19 protein-coding genes are annotated in these 21,129 nt (G+C 69.9%); 6 read left to right on the top strand and 13 right to left on the bottom strand.

The genetic code is table 11. From position 1 onward, the window contains the following. Positions 1-26: 26 nt before the first annotated feature. From ACZZZB_RS03365 to ACZZZB_RS03375, 3 genes are all read right to left on the bottom strand, one after another. Complete coding sequence (locus ACZZZB_RS03365; protein WP_370282231.1) at positions 27-1,310, bottom strand: PhoH family protein; 1,284 nt, start codon at positions 1,308-1,310, stop codon at positions 27-29. A gap of 344 nt (positions 1,311-1,654) precedes the next feature. Continuing rightward, positions 1,655-2,821 (bottom strand): aminotransferase class V-fold PLP-dependent enzyme, encoded by a 1,167-nt coding sequence (locus ACZZZB_RS03370; RefSeq protein ID WP_191940763.1) that lies wholly within the window; start codon positions 2,819-2,821, stop codon positions 1,655-1,657. Beyond that, entirely contained in the window at positions 2,818-3,600 is a 783-nt protein-coding gene (locus tag ACZZZB_RS03375; protein ID WP_085510483.1) for an isoprenyl transferase, read from the bottom strand. The genes ACZZZB_RS03370 and ACZZZB_RS03375 overlap by 4 nt, the downstream gene beginning before the upstream one ends. Before the next feature lie 73 nt (positions 3,601-3,673). On the opposite strand from ACZZZB_RS03375, the gene trhA reads away from it, so the two are divergent. After that, entirely contained in the window at positions 3,674-4,390 is a 717-nt protein-coding gene (trhA, locus tag ACZZZB_RS03380) for a PAQR family membrane homeostasis protein TrhA (protein WP_079705497.1), read from the top strand. A 43-nt stretch (positions 4,391-4,433) separates the two neighbouring features. Here the strand turns inward: trhA and ACZZZB_RS03385 are convergent, their stop codons facing one another. Further along, complete coding sequence (locus tag ACZZZB_RS03385; protein WP_228501534.1) at positions 4,434-4,757, bottom strand: hypothetical protein; 324 nt, start codon at positions 4,755-4,757, stop codon at positions 4,434-4,436. Next, positions 4,754-5,629 (bottom strand): mycothiol conjugate amidase Mca, encoded by an 876-nt coding sequence (mca, locus tag ACZZZB_RS03390; protein WP_194644339.1) that lies wholly within the window; start codon positions 5,627-5,629, stop codon positions 4,754-4,756. Before mca ends, ACZZZB_RS03385 begins: the two co-directional genes overlap by 4 nt. A gap of 168 nt (positions 5,630-5,797) precedes the next feature. Here mca and ACZZZB_RS03395 point away from each other — a divergent pair, with 168 nt between their 5' ends. Then, complete coding sequence (locus ACZZZB_RS03395; protein ID WP_158596544.1) at positions 5,798-6,232, top strand: DUF4307 domain-containing protein; 435 nt, start codon at positions 5,798-5,800, stop codon at positions 6,230-6,232. A 156-nt stretch (positions 6,233-6,388) separates the two neighbouring features. Further along, entirely contained in the window at positions 6,389-6,880 is a 492-nt protein-coding gene (greA, locus tag ACZZZB_RS03400) for a transcription elongation factor GreA (protein WP_463529001.1), read from the top strand. An 87-nt stretch (positions 6,881-6,967) separates the two neighbouring features. Here greA and ilvA read toward each other — a convergent pair whose 3' ends face one another. Both ilvA and ACZZZB_RS03410 read right to left on the bottom strand, forming a co-directional pair. Beyond that, complete coding sequence (gene ilvA / locus ACZZZB_RS03405; protein WP_137241989.1) at positions 6,968-8,224, bottom strand: threonine ammonia-lyase; 1,257 nt, start codon at positions 8,222-8,224, stop codon at positions 6,968-6,970. Next, entirely contained in the window at positions 8,221-9,543 is a 1,323-nt protein-coding gene (locus ACZZZB_RS03410; protein WP_137241990.1) for an AI-2E family transporter, read from the bottom strand. Before ACZZZB_RS03410 ends, ilvA begins: the two co-directional genes overlap by 4 nt. Positions 9,544-9,652: 109 nt before the next feature. Between ACZZZB_RS03410 and ACZZZB_RS03415 the strand changes: the two genes are divergently transcribed. Together ACZZZB_RS03415 and ACZZZB_RS03420 are read left to right on the top strand one after the other, a co-directional pair. Next, positions 9,653-10,999, top strand: a complete 1,347-nt coding sequence (locus ACZZZB_RS03415) for a winged helix-turn-helix domain-containing protein (RefSeq protein WP_463529002.1) — start codon at positions 9,653-9,655, stop codon at positions 10,997-10,999. A 38-nt stretch (positions 11,000-11,037) separates the two neighbouring features. Continuing rightward, complete coding sequence (locus ACZZZB_RS03420; RefSeq protein ID WP_463529003.1) at positions 11,038-12,552, top strand: zinc ribbon domain-containing protein; 1,515 nt, start codon at positions 11,038-11,040, stop codon at positions 12,550-12,552. An 80-nt stretch (positions 12,553-12,632) separates the two neighbouring features. On the opposite strand, the gene ACZZZB_RS03425 is transcribed toward ACZZZB_RS03420, so the two are convergent. The 6 genes from ACZZZB_RS03425 to ACZZZB_RS03450 all read right to left on the bottom strand — a co-directional run bounded on the left by ACZZZB_RS03425 (position 12,633) and on the right by ACZZZB_RS03450 (position 18,674). Continuing rightward, a complete protein-coding gene (locus tag ACZZZB_RS03425; protein ID WP_079002033.1) occupies positions 12,633-13,517 on the bottom strand; it encodes a M48 family metalloprotease in 885 nt (294 codons plus the stop codon). A gap of 19 nt (positions 13,518-13,536) precedes the next feature. Next, positions 13,537-14,103, bottom strand: a complete 567-nt coding sequence (locus tag ACZZZB_RS03430; RefSeq protein ID WP_064296457.1) for a LemA family protein — start codon at positions 14,101-14,103, stop codon at positions 13,537-13,539. 134 nt (positions 14,104-14,237) lie between these two features. Further along, positions 14,238-15,548 (bottom strand): D-arabinono-1,4-lactone oxidase, encoded by a 1,311-nt coding sequence (locus ACZZZB_RS03435; RefSeq protein ID WP_463529004.1) that lies wholly within the window; start codon positions 15,546-15,548, stop codon positions 14,238-14,240. Then, positions 15,548-16,792, bottom strand: coding sequence for an alanine racemase (locus tag ACZZZB_RS03440; RefSeq protein ID WP_137241995.1), 1,245 nt, complete (start codon positions 16,790-16,792; stop codon positions 15,548-15,550). Before ACZZZB_RS03440 ends, ACZZZB_RS03435 begins: the two co-directional genes overlap by 1 nt. Then, on the bottom strand, positions 16,792-18,048 hold the full coding sequence (locus tag ACZZZB_RS03445) for an MFS transporter (protein WP_137241996.1): 1,257 nt from the start codon (positions 18,046-18,048) through the stop codon (positions 16,792-16,794). The genes ACZZZB_RS03440 and ACZZZB_RS03445 overlap by 1 nt, the downstream gene beginning before the upstream one ends. After that, positions 18,045-18,674, bottom strand: coding sequence for a TetR/AcrR family transcriptional regulator (locus ACZZZB_RS03450; protein WP_463529005.1), 630 nt, complete (start codon positions 18,672-18,674; stop codon positions 18,045-18,047). Before ACZZZB_RS03450 ends, ACZZZB_RS03445 begins: the two co-directional genes overlap by 4 nt. Positions 18,675-18,880: 206 nt before the next feature. On the opposite strand from ACZZZB_RS03450, the gene ACZZZB_RS03455 reads away from it, so the two are divergent. Next, on the top strand, positions 18,881-21,067 hold the full coding sequence (locus ACZZZB_RS03455) for a hypothetical protein (protein WP_463529006.1): 2,187 nt from the start codon (positions 18,881-18,883) through the stop codon (positions 21,065-21,067). Positions 21,068-21,129: the final 62 nt, after the last annotated feature.

A 21,129-nucleotide genomic window follows, 5' to 3' on the forward strand; every position in this document is an offset into this window, starting at 1 on the left:
TCGCGAGCCCGCTCCGCCGACAGCCGCTAGGCCAGTTCGTTCCCCTCGAGCATCTCGGTCACGAGTGCCGCGATGGCCGAGCGCTCCGAGCGCGTCAGCGTGACGTGCGCGAACAGCGGGTGCCCCTTGAGCGTCTCGATCACCGAGGCGACGCCGTCGTGTCGGCCGACGCGCAGGTTGTCGCGCTGGGCGACGTCGTGCGTGAGGACGACCCGCGAGTTCTGCCCGATCCGGCTGAGGACCGTGAGGAGGACGTTGCGCTCGAGCGACTGCGCCTCATCGACGATCACGAAGGCGTCGTGGAGCGACCGGCCGCGGATGTGCGTCAGCGGGAGCACCTCGAGGATCCCCCGCTCCACCACCTCGTCGAGCACGTTCTGCGAGACGACCGCGCCGAGCGTGTCGAAGATCGCCTGTCCCCAGGGGTTCATCTTCTCGCCCTGGTCGCCGGGCAGGTACCCGAGCTCCTGACCGCCGACCGCGTACAGCGGGCGGAACACCATGATCTTCTTGTGCGCTTGTCGCTCGAGGACGGCCTCCAGACCCGCGCAGAGGGCGAGCGCGGACTTCCCCGTCCCTGCTCGACCTCCTAGCGAGAGGATCCCGATCTCGGGGTCGAGCAAGAGATCGATCGCGAGCCGCTGCTCGGCCGAGCGTCCGTGCAGACCGAAGACGTCGCGGTCGCCGCGGACGAGCTTGTAGCTGCGCTTGCCCGTGACCCGCCCGAGTGCGGATCCCCGGTCCGAGTGGATCACGAGGCCCGTGTTGATCGGCAGGTCCTCGATGATCGGCGTCGTCCCCTCCTCGCGCTCCCACAGCGTGCTCATGTCCTCGGAGCCGAGGGTGATCTCGGACATGCCCGTCCAGCCGGAGTCGACCGCGAGTTCCGCCCGGTACTCCTCGGCCTGCAGACCGATGGACGCCGCCTTGACACGCAGCGGCAGGTCCTTGGACACGACTGTGACCGTCAGGCCGTCGTTCGCCAGGTTCAGCGCGACCGCCAGGATGCGCGAGTCGTTGTCGCCGAGCTGGAGGCCGGACGGCAGCGAGGCCATGCTCGAGTGGTTGAGTTCGACCCGCAGGGATCCGCCGTCACCGACGGGGATCGGGAAGTCGAGGCGTTCGTGCTCGATGCGGAGCTCGTCGAGGATGCGGAGTGCCTGACGTGCGAAGTAGCCGATCTCGGGGTCGTTGCGCTTGCCCTCGAGCTCACTGATGACGACGACCGGGATGACGACGGCGTGCTCCGCGAACCGGAAGAGCGCCTTGGGGTCCGACAGCAGCACGGAGGTGTCGAGCACGTAGGTGATCTCGGCCTGCGCCTGATCTCCCCCGCTCGCCGTGTGGTCGGCGGGTCGCCGGCTCCGTCTCGTCGACGCGTCCCGCGTCTCGGTCCCGGCTGACGTGTTCTGGATTTCTCGCGAGGCCACAACCACTCCCACCCCGAGCATCTGATGCTCGGATCACTGTGCGAAACGGCCGCCTGCAGGGTTTCGAGCCGAACTTGTGTGGCCGTCTCGACCGGGCTCCATGCCCGATGAGATGAACGTACGTCCGGCCGCCGACATCGACGCGACGACACGCCCCGTGTCCTGTTACGGGGAGGTGAACAGATGGGGGCCGTCTCCTGGCCCGCCGGTGGTCGGACGGCGGCTCAGTAGTTCGCGGCCGTCGCGAACGACAGCAGCGCACCGCGCAGCTGGTCCAGCGTCTGCCGGCTGGTACCGGCGTGCACGCTGAGCCGCACGGCCCCGGCGCGGATGGTCGCGGTGACGCCGTGGTTCTCGAGCGAGGTCCACAGTGTGTCGAGGACGGACTCCTCCGGCTCCAGGACGACGATGCCCGCGCGTTCGTGCTCGTCTCGCGAGGAGACCACCGCGACGCCGAACTCGTCCGCGAGCTCGATCACCTCGGCCGTGAGCTCGGCGATCGCGGCGTGGACCGTCGCGGTGCCGACGGCGACCGTGTCCTCCAAGGACGCCGCGAACCGTGCCGCCGCGAGCGGGTCGGGCCTGGTGATCGAGTACGCGCGCGCCGATCGGCTCGGTGCCGGAGTAGCGCTGAACGGCCAGGGCTCGTCGGTGCCGGTCACGCCGGAGAAGACCGGCTCGAGTCGCTCGACGGCGCGGTCGCTCAGGGCGAGGAACCCGGTGCCCCAGCCCGCCCGCATCCACTTCTGCCCGCCCGAGGCGACCACGTCGGCGACGGCGTAGGGGGCGTCGACCACACCGAAGCCCTGGATGGCGTCGACGATCAGGAGGCGGTCGCCGATCACCTCGCGGACGGCTTCGAGGTCGCAGACGTATCCGGTGCGGTAGTCGACGAGGCTCACGGCCACGGCGGTGACGGTGTCGTCCAGCTGCTCGCGCACGCTCTCGGCCGTCACGTGTCCGCGTCGCGTCTCGAGCCATCTCGGCGTGAGCAGGTGCCGGTGCTCGGCGGCCCGCTCCGCGGCGAGCGGCAGCGTGGGGTATTCCAGGCGGGAGAGCAGGACCGTGCCGCTCAGGCCGAACATCGCGTGCATGAGGCCCTGCGAGGTGTTGGGCTGGGCGACGACCTGGTCGGCTCGGAACCCGGTGAGCGTCCCGACGGCGGTCCGCATCCGTTCGTCCTGCCCGTCGACCGCGCCGAGCGTGCCGGGGGTCGCGCTCGCGAGCACGTCGTTCCAGCGGGCGGCCTCGAGGACGACGGACGCGGCCAACGGACCGACACTGCCGTAGTTGAGATAGCCGTCGACCTCACCGAATCCCGCTTGGAACGTCTCCAAGCGGGACGCCGTCTCCGGCTCGTCCGGCTCCGAGGCGGGCGTGGATCGGCTCATCCGCCGAACCGTCGCTGCCGCCTGGAGAAGTCGCGGAGGGCGCGGAGGAAGTCGACCTCGCGGAGGTCGGGCCCGAGCGCCTCGACGAAGTAGAACTCGCTGTGGGCGCTCTGCCAGAGCATGAAGTCGCTCATCCGCTGTTCGCCGCTGGTGCGGATGACGAGGTCGGGGTCGGGCTGGCCTCCCGTGTAGAGGTGCTCACCGATGAGGTCGGGGGTGAGCAGCGCCGCGAGATCTTCCAGGCTCCGACCCTCGAGGTGGTGCTTGGCGACGATCGCGCGCATCGCGTCCACGATCTCGGTCCTGCCGCCGTAGCCGACCGCGAGGTTGATGTGCATGCCGGAACGGTCGGCCGTGCGCTCCTCCGCGCTCGTCAACGCCGTGCGCAACGACTCCGGGAGTCCATCGCTCGAACCGACGTGCTTCACGCGCCAGTCACGGTAGTGCGACAGCCCCTCGGCGAGGTCGGCGATGATGTCGACGAGGTCGTCCAGCTCGTCCGGTGCGCGGTTCACCAGGTTGTCGCTCGACAGCAGGTACAGGGTGACGACGCCGATGCCGAGGTCGTCGCACCAGGTCAGGAACTCGCGCATCTTCGCCGCACCGGCCCGGTGCCCGTGCGCCGCGGTGTCGTACCCGAGCTGCTTGGCCCACCGCCGGTTGCCGTCGATGATCATCGCGACATGGTGCGGCAGCGTCTGCGGAGTGAGCGCCTTCCGGAGGCGCCGTGCGTAGACGCCGTACAGGAAGCCGTCCACCGGTGCGGAATGCCTCGTCATCACCCTGCAACGCTAGTGCAGTTTCCTGCATCGCTCCCAGTACGCGTTCCGCGCCACCCCGTATCCTGGACCCATGACGAGTGGAGATCCCGAGCTGCCGAAGCTGCCGTTGCTCGAGGTCGCCGCCGATGACGCCGCCGCACCGGAGGAGGTCAAACCGACCTGGCGCGGATGGCTGCACGCCGGGATCTTCCCCATCTCGATCGTCGCCGGGATCGTCCTCGTCGTGCTCGCACAGGGTGCGGCCGCGAAGTGGAGTTCGACGGTGTTCGTGCTCACCTCGATGCTGCTCTTCGGGAACTCGGCGCTGTACCACCGGTTCTCCTGGCGCCCCTCGGTCAAGCTCCTCCTCAAGCGGATCGACCACGCCAACATCTTCCTGTTGATCGCCGGCACCTACACGCCGCTCGCCGTGCTCGCACTGCCACCGGCGCAGGGCAACCTCCTGCTCGTGCTCGTCTGGGGAGGCGCGCTCCTCGGCATCGGCTTCCGCGTGTTCTGGATCAACGCCCCGCGGTGGCTCTACGTCCCGCTCTACCTGGCACTCGGGTGGGGTGCGGTCGCGTACCTCGGCGACATCGCCCGCGGCAACTTCGCCACGATGGTGCTCGTCGCCGCCGGTGGCCTGTTCTACACGGTTGGCGCGGTCATGTACGCGATGAAGCGACCGAACCCCTGGCCGGGGCGGTTCGGGTTCCACGAGCTCTTCCACCTGTGCACGGTGCTCGCGTTCCTCTGCCACTGGACCGGAATCCTGCTGATCGCGATCGACCCGGTCTACAACCGCTGACGACCGACGGCCCACCGAGCGGCGAGGCGTCGCGGTGGTGGTGTCAGCGGGCCGACTGGTCCGACGGCGGGCGAGGGTCGTCCTCGACGCCTGCGGGGGCCGCCTTGCCGGCGTCGCTCCCCGCGCGGTCCGCGGCTGCCCGCTCGGCGACCTCGGCCTGGAGCCGCTCGTCGATCTCCGCGCGGTAGTTGACCCGGCGCACGCGACGCACCATGTCGATGACGAGGAAGACGACGACTCCGGCGATGGCGAAGGTGATCACGAAGCCCCACGGTCCCGGCGTCACCTGGTTCTCGTCGAACGCCGGCGAGGGCGACGGCGACGGCGTGACCGCCAACAGGACCTCGGTGAACAGGTGGTGCATCATGCGGTTCCTTCGCTGGTGTCGATGCCGTCGAACAGCTCCGACTCTGGGGTGGTCGACGCGACGTGCGACGTGACCAGTTGGTAGTCCTCGAACGGCCACGCGGCACGGAGGACGTCGTTGGGCCAGAAGAAGAACGGTGAGTCTGGCGGCACCTGGCTGCCGTGCGCCCGGAGCGCGGCGTCGCGAGCCTCGAAGAAGTCGCCGACGCGCACGTGCGTCGTCGCGAGATCGGGCCGGCCGGCCATCCACTCGCGCATCTCGGCCAGTCGCTCGACCGCCGGGTCGTCGGGGTGGTGCTCCAGCAGGTAGGCGTACACGGCTTCGAGCCGGGCGGGGCTGAACGAGCGGTCGTAGTACAGCTTGTCGACGCGCCAGGGCTCGCCCGCTTCGGGATAGCGCGTGGGATCGGCCGCCGCTTCGAAGGCGGCGACGCTCACCTCGTGGCACCGGATGTGGTCGGGGTGCGGGTAGCCCCCGTTCTCGTCGTAGGTGATGATGACCTGCGGCCGGAAGGAGCGGACGATGCGCACGAGCACACCGGTCGAGACCCCGAGGGGGATGTCGGCGAAGCTCGCGGGTGGGACCGTGCCGTCGTCGCGGGCCATCCCGCTGTCCTGGTAGCCGAGCCACCGGTGCTCGATGTCGAGGATCTCCTGCGCCGCGGCCATCTCGAGGCGACGGTAGCCGGGGAGGTCGCGCTCGATCATCGCGACGTCGGCGAGCCCGGGGTTCTGGAGGTCGCCGCGTTCACCACCCGTGCAGCTGACGACCATGACCTCGGCGCCGAGGCTCCGGTAGTGTGCGAGCGTCGCCGCCCCTTTGCTCGACTCGTCGTCGGGGTGCGCGTGCACGGCGAGCAGTCTCATGGTCATGGTGCTCCGCCTTCCGGCTGGTCTGCGCGAGGGGACCGCTTCGCGACTCGTGACGTGACGACGCGGTCGGGACTCCGCATCCAGGAAGAGGCAATACGCTTGAGGTGTCGACCTCGAGGCGTCTCGCACTCCTGGTCCAGCTTAACCGTTCGAACCGGAGCCCGTGACGTGACCTCTCCCCTGCAGGATGCCGGCCCTCAGGACGCCATCGCGGCGCGATACGGACGCACCCCTGGCAACCGTGCCCGCGACCGCCGCCTGATCTGGCTGGCCGCCGCAGCGTTCGCCGTCGTCTTCATCGCGTGGGTCGTGTGGGCCGGTCTCGACGGCAGTCGGCCGAGCATCGAGTCGCGCAACACGGCGCACGAGATCGTCGACGACACGATGGTCAGCGTGTCCTTCGAGGTCACCGGTCCGCAGGACACCCCCATGGCCTGCTCGGTCCAGGCGCTCAACGAGCAGTTCGCGGTCGTCGGATGGAAGGTCGTCGAGCTGCCGCCGTCCGAGCAGCGCACCCGCACGTTCACGGAGAGCGTCCGCACCACGGAGCTCAGTAACACCGGCGTCGTCGACACCTGTTGGGTGGTCGAGCACCGTTCCTGACCCACGACGGCGTCGGCGCGTGCGCCGCACTCCCGCGCCGATCGTGCGATACTCGAAGGCAGTACTTCATACGCCCCGGCACTCCGCCGGGGCGTCTGGCATATGACGGGCGTTTCGGCCGTCGTGTGCGGACCCACCATGCAAAGGAGTTCCATCGTGTCCGAGCAGATCCAGGAGACGTTCCTCACCCAGCAGGCCTTCGACCGGCTGCAGGCGGAACTCGAGCACCTCAGCACGACGGGCCGCGAGGAGATCGCCAAGCGCATCGAAGCGGCTCGCGAAGAGGGCGACCTCAAGGAGAACGGCGGCTACCACGCCGCGAAGGACGAACAGGGCAAGCAGGAGGCCCGCATCCGGACGCTCACGCAGATGCTGCGCGACGCCAAGGTGAGCGAGGCACCGCAGTCCAGTGGTGTCGTGGAGTCCGGCACCGTCATCACGGCCGTCGTCGCGGGCGGCGAGGAGCGGTTCCTCCTCGGCAGCCGCGAGATCGCCGGCAACACCGACCTCGACGTCTACAGCGAGGGCAGCCCGCTCGGTGCCGCCATCCTCGGTCTGAAGATCGGCGACAAGACCACCTACGAGGCGCCGAACGGCAAGGAGATCACCGTGTCGATCAGCGCGGTGGAGACCTACACCGGTTCCTGATCCGGCAGGTCGCGTCCTTCGCGACCGACCAGACGCACGAAGGGCCCCGCCGACACGGCGGGGCCCTGCTGCGTTCCGGCAGTCGGATCAGTCGTCGACGATCTGCGGGTCGTACCCCGCTTCGCGGAGCGTCTGTACGACGAGGTCGCGGTGGTCTGGCCCGCGCGTCTCGATGCTGAGCTCGAGTTCGACGTCGCTGATCTGCAGGCCGTGGCCGTGTCGGGTGTGCAGCACCTCGATGACGTTGGCATTGGCCTGCGCGACGAGCTCCGCCGTCCGTGCGAGCTGGCCCGGTCGGTCGGGCAGCGGGATGCGCAGGGTCAGGTAGCGGTCCGACGCCGCGAGTCCGTGACTGACGACCCGCTGCAGCAGGAGCGGGTCGATGTTGCCGCCGGAGAGGATGGTGACCGTCGTGCCGGTCGGCTCGATCTTCCCGGCCAGGATCGCCGCGACACCGGCGGCTCCGGCAGGTTCGACGACGAGCTTGGCGCGCTCGAGGAGGACCACGATCGCCCGGGCGAGGTCGTCCTCGCTGACGGTGACGACCTCGTCGACGAGGGCGCTGATCATCTCGAAGTTGAGCACACCGGGACGGGCCACGGCGATGCCGTCGGCGATGGTCGGCTGCACGGTGATGGTCGTCGGGGTTCCGGCTTCCAGCGACGCCGGGTACGCGGCCGCGTTCGCCGCCTGGACGCCGATCACACGGATGGTGCGTCCTTCGAGGGCCGCTCGCTGCTTCATGACCCCCGCCACACCCGAGATGAGCCCGCCGCCGCCGATCGGCACGATGACCGTCTCGACGTCGGGGACCTCCTCGAGGATCTCGAGCCCGAGCGTGCCCTGCCCGGTGATGACGTCCGGGTGGTCGAACGGCGGGATGAGGATGGCGCCGGTCTCCGCGGCGAACTCGGCGGCGGCGATCAGCGGTTCCGCCACCGTGTGGCCGCGCAGGATGACGTGCGCACCGTAGTCGCGCGTGGCGGCGAGCTTCGGGAGCGGGACGCCGACGGGCATGAAGATGGTCGCGGTGATGCCGAGCTCACGGGCGGCGAAGGCGACACCCTGCGCGTGGTTGCCCGCCGAGGCGGCGACGACGCCGCGCGCCCGCTCCTCGGGGGTCAGGCTGGACATGCGGTTGTACGCGCCGCGGATCTTGTAGGAGCCGGTCCGCTGGAGGTTCTCGCACTTGAGGTGCACGGGCACGCCGAGGACGTCGGCGAGGTAGCGGGAGCTCTCCATCGGCGTGCGCTGGACGGTGCCGACGAGGGTGTCCCTGGCTCGCTCGAACGCGGCGAGCGACGGGCCGGGGAACACGGGGGTGGTGGTCGTTGTATCGGTCATGGTGTGCGGGGTCCTGGACTTTCTGGGGACGAGGTCTCTCGGAGGTCTTCGCTGGGGTGCTGGGGCTCCTGATCGCCTGGGCGATCCTGCGGCTCATGGGACGAGCGGGAGCCCGGACGGATTCGCCTGGGGGTCGGGACGGTCTGCCAGATGGCGCCGTCTGCGTCCGGTTCCGGCGGAGCACTGCCGCCGGTCCGCCAGGTGCCGCTGGCGATGGTGTGGACCATCACGTTGATCACGGCCACCACCGGCACCGCGAACAGGGCGCCGGGGATGCCGGCGACGAGCGTGCCGCCCGCGACGGCGAGGACGACGGCGAGCGGGTGGACCTTGACGGCCGTACCCATGATGAGCGGCTGCAGGACGTGCCCCTCGAGCTGCTGGACGAGGAGCACGACGCCGAGCATGAGCAGCGCGATGACGGGACCGTTGTAGACGAGCGCGAGGAAGACGGCGACGGCGCCGGTCACCACGGCGCCGACGATCGGCACGAACGAGCCGAGGAAGACGAGCACGGCCACCGGGATCGCGAGCGGGACGCCCAGGAAGAACGCGCCGAGTCCGATACCGACCGCGTCGATCGAGGCCACGAGGATCTGCGTGCGGACGTAATTGCCGAGCGTCCGCCACCCTGCGCGACCGGCGCTGTCGACGGCGGGGCGTGCCCGCTTCGGGAAGACGCGCACCGTCCAACGCCAGATCGTCCGTCCGTCGATGAGCATGAACAGCAGACAGAAAAGCGTCAGGAAGACGCCCGTCGCGACATGGCCGAGCGTCGAACCGATCGACAGGGCGCCTGAGAGCAGGACCTGGCTGTCCTGCTGGAGCGAGTCGAACGCCTGGGCGATGAAGTCGTTGAGCTGTGTCTCGGTCACGTGCAGCGGGCTGGCGAGCAGGAAGGCCTTGAAGTCGCCGTAGGCGGTCATGGTGCGGGCCTGCACGGAGGCGAACTGCGAGGTGATCTGCGAGATGGCGAGGAAGATCAGTCCGCTCACCACGGAGAGCGTGCCGACCATCGCGAGCGCGATGGCGAGGCCCTTCGGCCAGCGGTGCCGCACCAGGACGTCGACGAGAGGCTTCAGGAGCGCCGAGATCAGGACGGAGATCAGCAGCGGGATCACGATGAGGCGGAGCTGCACGACGAGGAAGACGAGCAGCGCGACGACCGCGGCCACCAGCAGGATCCGCCAGGACCACGCTGCGGCCACGCGCATCCCGCGCGGGACGCTGCTCGACCCGCTCAGGTCCGGTTCGCGCACGGGCGAGGCCGCTTCGGGAAGGAAGCGTCCCCACCAGGTCTTCGGAGTGTCGTCCGCCATTGCTCAAGTGTATGGCTGGCACATGCCGGTGAGCGCATGCGGACACCGGTGGGCGGCGTCGGTTCCGCCGGTGCACGGTGGTGTCCGACGCCGGTGCTAGCGTCGGGCCGTGTCCGCTTCCCTCTCCCCCGCCCTCGCCCGACGGATCGCGCTCGGTGCGCAGGGTCTCGGCGCCCCGCAGCGCTCGACCCCGGCGGGTACCCGCACCCTGCGCTCGACGATCGATCGCCTGGGTCTCCTGCAGATCGACTCCGTCAACGTGTTCGAGCGCAGTCACTACCTGCCGTTGTTCGCAAGGCTCGGCGGGTACGACAAGACACTGCTCGATCGACTCACCCTCGGAGCCGACGCACCGTACCTCGAGTACTGGGCGCATGAAGCCGCCTTCATCCCCCGCGACTCGTGGCCGCTGTTCCGGTGGCGGATGGACGCGCACAGCGCGAAGCATGCCGGCGACGAGACCACCTGGGCGAGCCAGAACACGGAGATGTTGGACTGGGTGCGAGCACTCCTGCGCGTCGAGGGGCCGCTGAAGGCGAGCGAGATCGAGCACGATGCGAACGTCCGCCGCGGACCATGGTGGGGCTGGTCCGATGTGAAGCGGGCGTTGGAGGTCCTGTTCCTCTATGGCGAGGTGGTCACGGCCGGTCGCGACCGGTTCGAACGCCGGTACGCGCTGGCCGAGCAGGTGCTGCCGCAGCACCTCCTCGACCTCGAGGTCGCCCGGCCCGACGCGATCCGTGCGCTCGTCGAGCAGGCCGCGGCAGCGCAGGGCGTCTCGACCGTCGCGGACCTCGCGGACTACTTCCGGATCAAGCCGCAGACCGCCGTCCGCCGAGCGGTCGACGAGCTCGTGGACGCCGGTGTCCTCGAACCCGTGACCGTGGCCGGCTGGGACCGACGCGGTGGCCCGCAGGAGGCGTGGCTGCACCGCGACGCCCGACGGCCGCGACGGATCGAAGGGGCCGCGCTGCTCAGCCCGTTCGACCCGGTCGTCTGGTTCCGTGAACGCGCCCTCCGCATGTTCGGACTCCACTACCGGATCGAGATCTACACGCCGGAGCCCAAGCGCGTTTACGGCTACTACGTGCTACCGGTCCTCATCGACGGCGAGATCGTCGCGCGCGTCGATCTCAAGAGCGACCGCCAGGCCGGGGTCCTGCGGGTCCAGTCCGCCTGGTTCGAGCGTGGACACCAGGATGCCGTCGCCAGAGGGCTTCGTCCCGTCGCCGACGACGCGATCGCGGGACGCCTCGCGGAGCTCCTCGCACAGACGGCCCGCTGGCAGGGACTCGACGCGGTGGTCGTTGTCGACCGCGGGACGCTGGCGGCGCCCCTCGCGCATGCGGTCGGTGCCCGGCTCCTCCCCGGCTCGCGCGCGTCGGAGATGGGTACTACTCCCCATGCTCAGGAGGCGCAATCACTCTCAGGGGATGCACACCGACTGCTAAGTTGATGAGCACCTTCATGGTCCGAAACGAGGGGAACCCGCCCATGAGCAACGACGACACCACACCACAGCAACCAGGCCGACCGAACCCGGGCGAGCAGCAGAACCAGCCGTCCCAGGGTGACCAGCAGCCCTCGTACCAGCAGGGTCAGCAGCAGCCCAACCCGTACCAGTCCGGTCAGCAGCAGCCCAACCCGTACCAGTCCGGACAGCAGCAGACCCCGAACCCGTACCAGCAGGGTCAGCAGGGCCAGCAGAACCCGTACCAGTCCGGGCAGCAGCAGACGCCGAACCAGGCACCCCCGGCTCCCTACGGTCAGCAGACCGGTCAGCAGACCGGCGCCCAGAACCCGTACCAGCAGGGCCAGCAGCCCAACGGCCAGTACGCGACGGCGCAGAACCCGTACGCGACCGGTGCTCCGAAGCAGCCGATGGACCCGAAGCAGAAGAAGCGGATCATCCTGTGGTCGTCGATCGCCGGTGGCGCACTCGTGCTCATCGCCGCCGCCGCCATCACCATCAGCGTGCTGAACACCACGGCGTTCGGCCCGCAGGCGAAGGTCGAGGAATACCTCAAGGCCATCGCCGCCGGCGACGCGAAGCTCGCGACGAGCCTCGTCGCACCGGACCCCTCGATCGTCGGCAGCACCGACGACGAGTCCGCAGCGCCTGAGGAGTCCGCAGAGCCCGAGGCGACCCCGGATCCGTCCGCGTCGGCCGATCCGGATGCGGACGGCGAAGCCGAGGCTCCGGCCGCCGTCAAGCCGACCGCTCTGCTCACCAACGAGGTCCTGAAGGGCGCCGACGAGCGCATCAAGAACCCTGAGGTCGGCCGCGTCTACAACCGCAACGGCGAGGCACGCGTGCAGGTCACGTACGAGCTCGGTGGCAAGAAGTACGAGGACTCGGTCACGCTCGAGAGCGAAGGCAAGCAGTTCCTGTTCTTCGACCAGTGGAAGCTCGCCAGCTCCCTCGTCGGCAGCATCAACGTCTACACCGGTCTCGGTGGCACGGCGTTCAGCGTCAACGGCGTCAACTTCGACGGCGCGTCCGACGAGAGCCTGTTCGCCTACCCGGCCATCTACACGGTCGCTCCGCCGGAGAGCAAGTTCTTGCAGGGCGACGCCCAGACCATCACGCTGAGCTCCTACAGCGCCGGCGAGGGTTCGGCCTTCATCGACATCGACGTGACCGCCACCGAGGCACTCACGACCGAGGTCACGAAGCAGGTCGTCGCGATGATCGAGAAGTGCCTCGACGCCACCACGCTCGACACCACCTGTGGCGTCATGCCGGACTGGCAGCAGAAGCAGTTCACGAGTGTCGGCCCGGTGACGTGGACGCTCACCTCTCCCCCGACCGTCGAGGTCGATGAGAGCGGTTCGTACTTCTACACCTCGGACGGCCGGATCGACGGCTCGTTCGACGCCTCCTGGTACGGCAGCGCCGTGGCGGGTCAGCAGGTGTGGGACACGTACCTGAACTTCCCCGGCAAGATCACGATCGACGCCGACGACAAGGTCACGGTGACGTTCGACTCCGACGAGCAGACCGAGTAACGGTTCTCGCCTGAACGCCGAATGGGGCGGCACCTCCGGGTGCCGCCCCATTCGTGTGTCCGGGGCCGGGAGGCCCTCGCCTAGAAGCCGCCGCCGATGGTGCTCAGGCGTTTGATCCGTTCGACGAGCGGCGGGTGGGTACTGAACAAGCGGGCGACCGCGCCGGGCTTCAACGGGTCGGAGATCCAGAGGTGCGCCATGGACGAGTTCTGCTTCGCCATCGGTCGACCGTAGGCGGCGAGCTTCCCCAGTGCGCTCGCGAGCGCTTCCGGGTGACGGGTCGTGAGGGCGCCCGTCGCGTCGGCGAGGTACTCGCGCTGCCGTGAGATGGACAGCTGGACGAGCGTCGCGAGCAGCGGTGCCACGAGCATCGCCACGATGCCGATGATCAGCATGACGGGGTTGCCGCCGTTGTTGTTGTTCCGGTTGCCGCCTCCCCAGATCGTCATCCGGAGGAGCATGTCGGAGAGGAACCCGATCGCGACGACGAGGCCGAAGACGACCATGGACACGCGGATGTCGTAGTTGCGGACGTGACCGAGTTCGTGGGCCATGACCCCCTCCAGCTCGGCATCGTTGAGGATCTCCAGGAGCCCGGTCGTCGCGGCCACCATCGCGTGCTGGGGGTCGCGACCCGTCGCGAAGGCGTTGGGCGCCGGGTCGGCGATGAGGTACACCTCGGGCATCGGCGTCCCGGTCGTGATCGCGAGGTTTTCCACGATGCGGTACAGCCTCGGGTTGTCGGCCAGCTCGATGCGCTGCGCGCCGGTCATCGCGATGGCCTGCCGCCCCGCGAAGAAGTACTGGATCACCGCGTACACGACGGCCACGACGAGCACCACGATCGTGATCGTCAGGTTCTGGTAGAGATACCCCGCGAGCCAACCGAGGCCGCCGATGATGACCAGGAAGACGACGAAGATCAGGACCGTGTTGAGCTTGTTCCTGGCGATGGCGCGGTACATGGGACTGCGCTACCGCACGTCAGAACTGAACGCGCGGCGGTTCGGCGATCGCCGCGTTGTCGGTGACCTCGAAGAAGTCGTGCTCCGAGAACCCGAGGCCCTTGGCGAACAGGTTGTTCGGGAACACCTTGACCTTGGTGTTCAGCTCGCGGACACCGCCGTTGTAGAAGCGGCGCGAGGCCTGGATCTTGTCCTCGGTGTCGACGATCTCGGACTGGAGCTGGAGGAAGTTCTGGCTCGCCTGGAGCTGCGGGTAGGCCTCCGCGACGGCGAAGATGCTCTTCAGCGCCTGCTGCATGTGGGTCTCGGCCTCACTCACGGCCGCCGGCCCCTGTGCGGTGAGCGTCTCGGCACGAGCCTTCGTCACGTTCTCGAACACGGCCTTCTCGTGCGCCGCGTACCCCTTGACCGCCTCGATGAGGTTCGGGATGAGGTCGGCGCGCCGCTTCAGCTGGACGGTGATGTCGCTCCACGCTTCCTCGACCCGCACGTTCAGCGTCACGAGCGAGTTGTACGTCACCCAGAAGTAGATGCCGACGATGACGACCAGGGCGACGACGATGAGGACTGGGATCAGCCATTCCATGAGGATGGGCTCCTTGTGAGTCGATGGAGAGCGGGTCTGCTCATTCTACCTGCGACCTGCCGGTGCCCTTGGGGAGTTCGGAGGAAGCACGCAGCAGGCGCGCAGCGCGGACGCACCGGACTCCCGGCGGGCCGTCATTCGCCGAGGACACGTGCGAGGTACCGGTTCCCGAACAGGCGGCCGGGGTCGAGACGGTCGCGGAGGCGGACGAATTCGTCGAAGCGAGGATAGACGCCACGCAGGGACGACGCGTCACGGCCGTGCAGTTTGCCCCAGTGGGGCCGGCCGCCTAACTCGATCATGATCGCCTCGACGGCGCGGAAGTACTCCCCCGGGTCCTCACGGAAGAAGCGGTGCACGGCGACGTATCCGGTCGCTCGTCCTGATGCCGTGGAGAGCCACAGCTCGTCGGCCGCTGCGACCCGAACCTCGATTGGGAAGGAGATCCGCCACCCTCGCTCCTCGATGAGCGCGCGGATCCGGGCGAACGCGGTCGGGAGGTGCTCGAGCGGCACCGCGTACTCCATCTCCACGAACCGCACCGTGCGGCTCGTGGTGAACACGCGCGTCGACCGATCGGTGAACTCGCGGTCGCCGACGAGGCGGTCCGCGAGCTGGTTCACGCGCGGGACGATGGCCGGCGCGACGACGCCCGTGTTGCAGAGGACCCGGTAGACCCCGTTGGCGAGGAGCGTGTCGTCGACCCACTTCGCGACCGGGCGGAGTGGCCTGGTGGGCGCGTCACCCGGCAGCCGGTGGTTCGTCTTGGTCAGGGCGGTCGTGGTGTGCGGGAACCAGTAGAACTCGAAGTGGTCGACGGCGGCGGCCCGGTCGAGCAGCTCGGGCAGCAGCTCGTCGAGCGGCTCCGGCCGCTCCACCGCGTGCAGCACGAACGCCGGGACGCACTGCAGCGTGACCTCGACGAGGATCCCGAGCGCTCCGAGCCCGAGCGCCAGCGCCGGGAGGAGCTCTGGCTCCTGCTCGGCGTCCGACGTCAGCAGCTCGCCGTCCGCGGTCACCATCGTCACCCCGACGACCTGCGTCGCGATGCCGCCGAACGCCGACCCGGTCCCGTGCGTTCCGGTGGAGATCGCGCCGGCGACGGACTGCCGGTCGATGTCACCGAGGTTCGGCATGGCGAGACCGAACGGTTCGAGGAGACGGGGGATGTCGTGGAGGCGCGTGCCGGCGCGGAGGGTCACGCGGTTACGTTCCCGATCGACCCGGACCAGGCCGCTCAGGGCGTCGAGCTCGAGCAGCACACCGGGCGCGACGGCGATCCCGGTGAAGCTGTGTCCGGCTCCGACCGCCTTGATCGGGAGGCCCGCCCCCGCTGCGGCACGCACGAGGCGCTGCACCGCGCCGACCGAGTCGGGTCGCTCGACCCGCACGGGCCACGCCCGCTCGGTCCGCGCCCAGTTCGTCCACGCTGTCGTCTTCCCCATCAGACGAACCCCTGCCCTTCGCCGCGGTACGTCGGTAGGACGGCTTCCACCCCGTCGTCCCCGACCACGTGGAAGGCGTCCACTCGTTCGCTGAGCTCCCCGGACTTCGTGTGCCGCAACCAGACGCGGTCACCGAGACGGAGCGACGCCGCAGCAACCCCGGAGACCGGCGTCTGCACCTCGCCGGCCATCTCCCGCGGGAGCATCTCGAGGCCCTCCGGCCACGCGATGAGCGGGAGGCGGTCGAGCCCTGGCGGACCGGAGGCGACCCATCCGCCGCCGAGGATCGTCGCGAGCTCCGGCGACGGCTTCCGGACGACCGACAGACCGAACGCCGCGGCCGGTGCCGGCGTGAACGCCCGGTAGTGGTCGAAGAGGTGTCCGCCGAAGACGCCGCTCCCCGCGGCGATCTCGGTCACCGAGTCGTCGGACGCGGTGAGCTCCAGGGATCCCGTCCCGCCGCCGTTGACGAACTCCAACTCCGCGACCGCTCGGACCTCCGCGACCACGGCGGCACGACGTTCCCGGAGTTCGGCCCACGAGCGCCGCTGGATCGCGCGGAGCGCAGCCGACCACGCCGGTCGACCCGCGAGGTCGTCCCCCTGCCCGGCGATCTGCGCTTCATAGGCCATGATCCCGACCAGGCTGAAGCCGGGTCGGGCGACGACCGCCTCCGCGAGAGCCCGGACCTCGTCCGGCGTGCGCAGCGGAGAGCGGCGCACACCGACGTGGCCGAGGGCGGGCGCACGGAAGGAGGCGTCGAGCTCGATGCACACGCGGATGCGTGCGCGTCGCTCCGGTGGCGTCACTGCGTCGACGAGGTCGAGGTGGTCGAGGGAGTCGATCATGAGGGTGATCCGCGAGGCCGCCCGTTCGTCGGCGGCCAGCCGCGCGATGGCGCCCCGCTCCGCCGTCGGGTAGCCGACCACGATGTCGTCCACCGTCTCGGACAACCAGAGCGCCTCGGACAGGGAGTAGGCCAGCACGCCGGCGTACCCGGGTTGTCTGAGGAGCGCGTCGATCACCGCTCGGACGCGGATGGACTTGCTGGCGACGCGGATCGGTTTCCCCGCGGCCCGTCGGAGCATGTCGTGCGTGTTGTGGCGGAGGGCTCCGAGCTGCAGGACGGCGACGGGCGAGTCGACGTCCGAGACGGCCCGCTCGATGCCGCCCCAGTACCGTCTCGGGTCGAGCCAGGGCATCGGGTCGGACACCCGGCCGCCGGCGGTCAGTTCGATGCTCATCAGCGCACTCCTCGTACTCGGGTGACAGCGACCGCCCCTGCGACGGCGCAGGCCGCGGAGACGAGGTACAGGCCGGCGAATCCGCCGAGCCAGGCGACGAGGCAGGCGCCGATGAGCGGAGCGACCGCCTGCGGCACCGCCTGGGCGATGTTCATGATGCCGAGGTCCTTGCCGTGCGACGCCGGGTCCGGCAGGACCTGTGTCGCGAGCGCCTGGTCGACCGACATGAAACAGCCGTAGCCGAGCCCGATGAGCGCCGCCGAGACGAACCCCATCGGCAGCGAGGGCCAGATCGCGAGCAGGAGTGCGGCGAGCGCCTGTGAGGCGGAGGCCGCGACGACGAAGACGCGTCGTCGGCCGATGCGGTCGGACAGTCGGCCGAGCAGGATCGAGGACCCGACGACGAACACCGTGTAGACGACCGTGACCAGCAGGAGGTCGGTCTCGGCGTCGGCGTCCCCCAGCCCGAAGAGCAGGAAGTAGAACAGCAACGAGGTGCTGAAGGCGTTGCCGAGGTTCACGAGGACGCGGCTGAGCATGGTCCAGGCGAAGTCGGGGTGCCGTCGCGGTGAGATCCAGAGGCTCTCCAGGAGCGCGTGCACGGTGAGTGGCGCGGGGCGCTCGCCCGTCGGGAGTGGATCGGGCAGCCGGAGGAAGGGCACGACGAGCACGATCAGGAGGACGGCGAGTGCCAGGTACCCCACGACCATCTGGGTGCCGAGCAGGAGCAGGAGGGCGATGCCGAGGATGACCCCGACGGCCTGCGGAGCAGAGATCCACCCCGAGACGAAGCCGCGCTGCCCCACGGGCACCTGATCGGAGATGGTCGCGGTGAGCGCCGCTCCCAGGATGCAGAAGCCGATGATGGCGAGGCACCAGCAGACGCCGATGCCGACGATGCCGGTCTGGAGTCCGAGGAGGACGAGCCCCAGGGCGAAGACGAGCGCACCACCGGCGATCCACGGGCGGCGTCTCCCGAACCGCGAGCGTGTGCGGTCGGACAGGGCGCCCGTCAGCGGATACACGACGATGGAGCAGAGTCCGGCCGCCCCGGCGACGACTCCGAAGGCGACGACGCTGTCCACCCAGTGCTCGGGAGCGAGCGTCGCGTCGATCTGCGCGGGCAGGAGGAGCTGCAGCGGGGCAAGCTGGGCCATCCAGACGCCCAGCCAGGCGACTGCGAAGGCGGCGACCCAGCGCCCGGTGACGCGTCGGTCGGCCTGGTGGTCGACGGCTGCGGTGCCGAGGCCGCTCATCTCGGCCCCGGTTCGGCGAGGGTTGCGACGAGGTGCGCCACCGTCCCGACGAGTCGCCGGGCTTCGGCATCGTCGCGTCGCACCAGCCAGCCGAGTGTCAGGCCGTCGGTGAAGGCGATGACGGTTCGTGCGATCTCGTCGACGGGCTGCGTCCAGGTGCTGCCGCTGACCGTGGCGGCGAGCGCGAGCGCCTCACACGCCAGCTCCTCGTACCGTCGGTACTGCTCGAGCGCGAGGTGCTCGAGGCCCGGCGTCCGCATCGCGTAGGCGCTGAGCTCCTGCATCGCCGCCTCCCGAGCCGGATCGGCGCGGAGGAGGTCGACGTAGCGTTCGAGGCCGGCACGGACGACGGCCTCCAGGGTGGGCGGATGCTCCTGACCGCTGTCCTCGTCCGTCAGCAGCTCGCCGACGTCGAGGACGACGCGTTCATGCTCGACGACGTGTGCGACCAGTTCGGCGAGGAGCTCGTCGCGGGAGGCGAAGGCGTAGTGGAAGCTGGCGAGCGACATCCCGGCCTCGGCCACGATGGCCCTGGTCGTGGCGGCGGCAACACCCTCGGCTGCGACGACGCGGAGGGCGGCGCTGATCAGCTCGGCTCGTCGGTCGACAACGGAGATCCTCGGCATCGCAACCCTTCCTGGGGCGCCTGCGGGTCGTGCCGCTCCATCGCGGTCGACTCGACTGGGACGGATGACCCAGTCGCGCAAGTATGGCGGACCGCTGGCCCGAGCGCACCTGTCGCGATGGTTTTCCCGTGCGGATCGGCCGGGAATGTGACCCGATCTGGCGCGGGAGGTTGACTTCCCGCGGTGATCTTGGGGGAATGGAGACGGTGACCGGGGAACACGCGCGCGCAGGAAGAGGAGTCCGATCGAATCGCTCGATCGGACGCGTCGCGATCCTCCTCGCCGTCTTCCTCTCGGCCGGACTCTGGACGACGACCGTCGCGGGTCCTGCATCAGCGACGCCCGAGCCGCTCCCCACCCCGAGCGAGAGCGCTGCAACGCCGACCCCACCGCCACTCGACGGTCCGACCATCACGAGTCCCGGCTCCGGTTCCTTCATCGGCAGCGGCAGCACCACGGTCACCGGGACGAAGGACGCCGGCACGGGCGTCCAGCTGCAGGTCGGCGACGGTCTCGAGCCGGTCTGCATCCTGCCGCAGGACGACAGCACCGACTGGTCCTGCACGATCGACCTGCCCGACGGCGGCGGACTGCTCATCACCGCCGTGGAGGTCGGCGGCCCGGAGACGCTCTCCGCACAGATCTCCGTGTCCGCGCTCGGACCGCCCACCATCACCGAGGGGACGCCGAGCAACGGCGGCGTCCGCGGCACCGCCTACCCCGGGGCGACGGTGACGGTCCGCGCCGACTCCGGTGCCACCTGCAGTTTCGCGGCGGACAGCTCCGGAAGTTGGTTCTGCGTGCTGGGCGAGCCGCTGCCGACCGGCGACCTGTCCGTGACGGCGACGCAGCAGGCGTCGTTCAGCGGCAATCAGCGCTCCGACGCGTCCGCTCCGATCGTGCTCACCATCGACCGCGACGCTCCGGCTCCGCCCGTGATGTCCTCACCGACGGCCGGACAGGCGATGCCGATCTCGGCGGCGAGCTACGCCGGCACCGGCGAGGAGGGCGCGACCGTCACGGTCTTCGCCGACTCGACGTCGGTCTGCACGGCGGTCGTCACCGGTGGCGCCTGGAGCTGCTCGGGCGGTGGCGTGCCGGCGGGCGCGCACGTCGTCCTGGCGATCCAGCAGGATGCCGCGGGCAACACGAGCGGGGCGAGTAGGGCGATCACCCTGACGTTCGGCGACGCATCGGCCACGCCCGCCACGCCTGCACCGTCCGCCTCCCCATCGCCGTCCGACGGCACCGAGCCCGCGCCCGCGCCCGGGGCACCCGCTCCGGGAACGCAGCAGCCGACCCCGTCGCCCAGCGGCGAACCGGTGCCCGGCGCCGCCCCACCCAGCGGCGGTGGCGGGCTCTGGTCGGGGACGACACCGTTCACGCAGACCCTCGCCTCCACGATCGACGGCCGCGGCCAGCCGGTCTGGTGGCTCGCCGCCCTCCTCGCCCTCGCTGCGGTGGCGCTCATCGCGATCCCGGCCCGACTCCTCGCGACCTCCATCGCCCCCTGGCGCGCCACGATCGCCGACCGTCGTCGTGCAGCGGTGACCGGGCGCAACCGACCGAGGGACGAGTTCGAGCGGGTCCCGTCCGTCCCACTCCCGAGTCGCACGGCGATGGCCGTCGTGACCGCCGTGCTCGCGGCAGGCATCCTCATGTTCGCGCACCCCGTGAGCGGCCAGCCGGCGTATCTCCGACTGTGGTTCGCCTCGCTCGTCGCCGTGGTCGCGATCAACGTCGTGGGCCTCCTCGCACAGCTCGTCGTCGCCCGCCGAGCCGGGCTGGGCTCGATGCGCGTCAGCGTCCGTGTCGGCGGACTGGTGACGGTCGGTGTCGTCACCGCGCTCTCACGCCTCCTGACCCTGCAGCCGGCTCTGCTCTTCGCACTGCTGACCGAACTCCGGCCGACCCGGAGACCCGAAACGCATGACGCCGGCTCGACAGCCTGGGTGGAGACCGATTCCGATGCCATCACGCCGCGCATCGCGGGCCGCCTCGCGCTGGCCCGGATCGCTGCGGCCGCCGGGCTCGGTTCGATCGCCTGGCTCGTGTCGGCGCTGGCCGGCGAGCCGAGCGGCGGTGCAGGCGCGATGCTCGTCGAGGCCGTGAACCTGACCGCGATCGCGGGGATCGGATCCGCGTCGATCGCGCTCCTCCCCCTCGGGCCACTCGGTGGACGCGCCATCCTCGCCTGGTCGAGGCTGGTGTGGCTCGGCAGCGCGTTCGTGGGCTTCACGCTCCTGTTCGGGCTCCTGGGCCCGACGGCGACGGTTCCGGGCGCGGGTGAAACGCTCGTCGGACTCCTGCTGGGGTCGCTCGCCTTCGCGGCGGTCGGCGCTGGGACGTGGGCCTGGAACCGTCACCTCCGGCCGCTCATCGAGGCACGCTAGGCCACACTCCTCCGGCGACGGCGGTTGGGAACGGCCCTGCCCTACAATCGCGGTGAAGGCCA

The organism is Plantibacter sp. AC185, assembly GCF_979258065.1.

Coding starts and splice junctions, on each gene's coding strand:
- trhA (WP_079705497.1), top strand. CDS start 3,674: ATGACGAGTGGAGATCCCGAGCTGCCGAAGCTGCCGTTGCTCGAGGTC.
- ACZZZB_RS03385 (WP_228501534.1), bottom strand. CDS start 4,757: ATGATGCACCACCTGTTCACCGAGGTCCTGTTGGCGGTCACGCCGTCG.
- ACZZZB_RS03445 (WP_137241996.1), bottom strand. CDS start 18,048: ATGAGCGGCCTCGGCACCGCAGCCGTCGACCACCAGGCCGACCGACGC.
- ACZZZB_RS03410 (WP_137241990.1), bottom strand. CDS start 9,543: ATGGCGGACGACACTCCGAAGACCTGGTGGGGACGCTTCCTTCCCGAA.
- ilvA (WP_137241989.1), bottom strand. CDS start 8,224: ATGACCGATACAACGACCACCACCCCCGTGTTCCCCGGCCCGTCGCTC.
- ACZZZB_RS03420 (WP_463529003.1), top strand. CDS start 11,038: ATGAGCAACGACGACACCACACCACAGCAACCAGGCCGACCGAACCCG.
- ACZZZB_RS03430 (WP_064296457.1), bottom strand. CDS start 14,103: ATGGAATGGCTGATCCCAGTCCTCATCGTCGTCGCCCTGGTCGTCATC.
- ACZZZB_RS03370 (WP_191940763.1), bottom strand. CDS start 2,821: ATGAGCCGATCCACGCCCGCCTCGGAGCCGGACGAGCCGGAGACGGCG.
- ACZZZB_RS03440 (WP_137241995.1), bottom strand. CDS start 16,792: ATGAGCATCGAACTGACCGCCGGCGGCCGGGTGTCCGACCCGATGCCC.
- ACZZZB_RS03425 (WP_079002033.1), bottom strand. CDS start 13,517: ATGTACCGCGCCATCGCCAGGAACAAGCTCAACACGGTCCTGATCTTC.
- ACZZZB_RS03435 (WP_463529004.1), bottom strand. CDS start 15,548: ATGGGGAAGACGACAGCGTGGACGAACTGGGCGCGGACCGAGCGGGCG.
- ACZZZB_RS03450 (WP_463529005.1), bottom strand. CDS start 18,674: ATGCCGAGGATCTCCGTTGTCGACCGACGAGCCGAGCTGATCAGCGCC.
- mca (WP_194644339.1), bottom strand. CDS start 5,629: ATGACCATGAGACTGCTCGCCGTGCACGCGCACCCCGACGACGAGTCG.
- ACZZZB_RS03375 (WP_085510483.1), bottom strand. CDS start 3,600: ATGACGAGGCATTCCGCACCGGTGGACGGCTTCCTGTACGGCGTCTAC.